This window comes from Bacillus sp. JJ783 (assembly GCF_036963225.1).
GTDB lineage: Bacteria > Bacillota > Bacilli > Bacillales > Bacillaceae_G > Bacillus_A > Bacillus_A cereus_U.
On sequence record NZ_JBALMG010000225.1, the window covers coordinates 1 to 2598 of the forward strand.

The following is a 2598-nucleotide window of genomic DNA, read 5'->3' on the forward strand; positions in this document are numbered from 1 at the left end:
ACATGCAATAGATATGTCCTTTTCTATATTTAAATGGGGAGACAAATTTATCTTTAAAAGATATTTTTGACAAAATAAAAAAGCCTGAAACTCATATAAGACTTCAGCAGTCTCAAAACGTTACAATCCATGCAGCTATAGACATAAATAACAAAATTATATTAAAAAATCTAACTTGTATATGCGTTGCCTCACTAAAGTATTTATCTACTATATACATCATAATACAAAACACGCACTTTCTTTTTCTTGTTTATCAAGGTCATCAGTATTCATTTGATCCAACTTTATTCTAAATCAACTTCATGTCCGAAATATAAGTTTAAATAATTAATATAAATTATAAGGTGTCCTATAATAATTGTTATTTTAATAGCATTAAACCTACTCTTAAAATAGTAAAGAGTGGGTTTTTATGTTGTTATTTAGATGTAAGTGTACTTTGATTAGAATGAATATAGATAATTAACAACTAACCAATTGGATGAGCGCCTAAAAGGGCTCATTTTTTATTGAAATTAATATACATATATGTGTCGTTCTTTATTTATATCATCGCCAAATATATGTAATTTTGCATAATATTACATATATTTTGTATTTTCTCTTTTTTTCGACAGAAATAGACAGTATACTTTGTACAAGCTTTCTATTTCAAAAATTATACGAGGTGAAAAAATGAAAAACACAAAGACATTAACTAAGGTAGCGTTAACAACAGGGTTAGCTTTAACAGCTGTAGTACCATATGGAGTAGGTCATGCAGAGGAAACCGATCAACTACAAGTTCAAATTCAAGAGGATTCGTTCCGTACAGGTGAACTTACACAACCGTCACAAAAGGCACCAGAGAATGTAGTGAAAGATGCTCTTAAGGAGAAAACAGAACAAGCCTTGTCTCCAAAACAAGTAAATGGAGAAACTGGAGTGGATTATAAAGTTCTTCAAAAACGTGGTTCGTATGATGGAACTACACTTGTACGTATACAACAAACATATGAGGGGAAAGAAGTATATGGGCATCAATTAACTGCACATGTAGATAAAAAGGGTGTTATTAAAAGTGTTTCAGGAGATAGCGCGCAAAATTTAAACCAAGAAAATTTAAAAAAACCTAGTAATCTATCAGAAGAAGCAGCGAAACAATATATTTATACGAAGTATGGGAGCGATATCAATTATATTTCTGAGCCAGAAGTAAAGGAAGTTATTTTTGTTGATGAAAATAATGGACAAGCTAACAATGCATACCAAGTTACATTTGCGGCAGCAACACCAAAATATGTATCTGGAACATATCTAGTAAATGCACAGAATGGGGATATGTTAAAAAATATGATTCAAGAATCCAACTTAAAAGCAAGTGAAAAGCTTGTTGGAGCCTTAAAGGAAAGTAAAAAAAGCAATCTTACATCATTAACTGGAACAGGAAAAGATGATTTAGGTATATCTCGTACATTTGGCATTTCTAAACAAAGTAATGGAAAATATGCACTTGCTGATTACACAAAAGGGCAAGGAATTGAAACATATGATGTAAATTACAGAGATATCACTAAAGAGGAAAGCTATTACCCTGGTACACTAGCAACTAGCACTTCGACAACATTTAATGATCCAAAAGCGGTAAGTGCTCATTACTTAGCAACAAAGGTATTTGATTTTTATAAAGATAAATACAAGCGTAATAGTTTTGATAATAAGGGACAAAAGGTAGTTTCAGTTGTACATGCTTGGGATTCTGAAGATACGAACGATCCGAAAAATTGGCAGAATGCATTAAGTGCTAATAATGGAAGTATGCTTGTATATGGCGATCCTATTGTCAAGGCATATGACGTAGCTGGACATGAATTTACACATGCTGTTACTTCTAGCGAATCTAATCTTGAATATTACGGTGAATCTGGTGCGATTAATGAGGCGCTATCTGATATTATGGGAACATCTATTGAGAAATACGTAAATAATGGAACCTTTAACTGGACAATGGGAGAACAAACTGGATCTGTTTTCCGTGATATGGAAAACCCAGCCTCCGTTCCATCTTCATTTGGAGTACCTTATCCAGATGATTATAGTGAATTTAACGATTTTAATGGATGGGATCAGGGCGGCGTTCATTTTAATTCAAGCATTATTAATAAAATTGCGTATCTTATTGCAAAAGGCGGAACTCATAACGGAGTAACTGTTAAAGGGATTGGTGAAGATAAAATGTTTGATATTTTCTATTATGCAAATACAGATGAGTTAAACATGACTTCTAATTTCAAAGAATTGAAATCTGCATGTATTCGAGTGGCAACTAATAAATATGGAGCGAATACAGCTGAAGTTCAAGCAGTTCAAAAGGCATTTGATGCAGCAAAAATTAAGTAAGTTAGAAATATAGTTTTTATTCATATATTAATACATTATGAAAAACAGCTAATGTCATTTTAAGGAGATTAGCTGTTTTTTACGCAGCAATGCATTAGTGAAAATAAACTTACTAAGCAATAATCACGCTGTCTATCTTTAATAAGTTGCGAAAAATATATAAGGTTTAAAATGTATAAAAACAGAAAATTAATAATATATTGACCTCTTAATAGA

At 31.7% G+C, this 2598-nt stretch carries 1 protein-coding gene; it reads left to right on the forward strand.

All coding sequences use genetic code 11. From position 1 onward, the window contains the following. Positions 1-678: 678 nt before the first annotated feature. Positions 679-2382, forward strand: coding sequence for a M4 family metallopeptidase (locus V7038_RS28710; protein ID WP_199659436.1), 1704 nt, complete (start codon positions 679-681; stop codon positions 2380-2382). Positions 2383-2598: the final 216 nt, after the last annotated feature.

Bases quoted from the DNA above. Each gene is read 5' to 3' on its own strand.
- V7038_RS28710 (WP_199659436.1), top strand. From the start codon at position 679: ATGAAAAACACAAAGACATTAACTAAGGTAGCGTTAACAACAGGGTTA.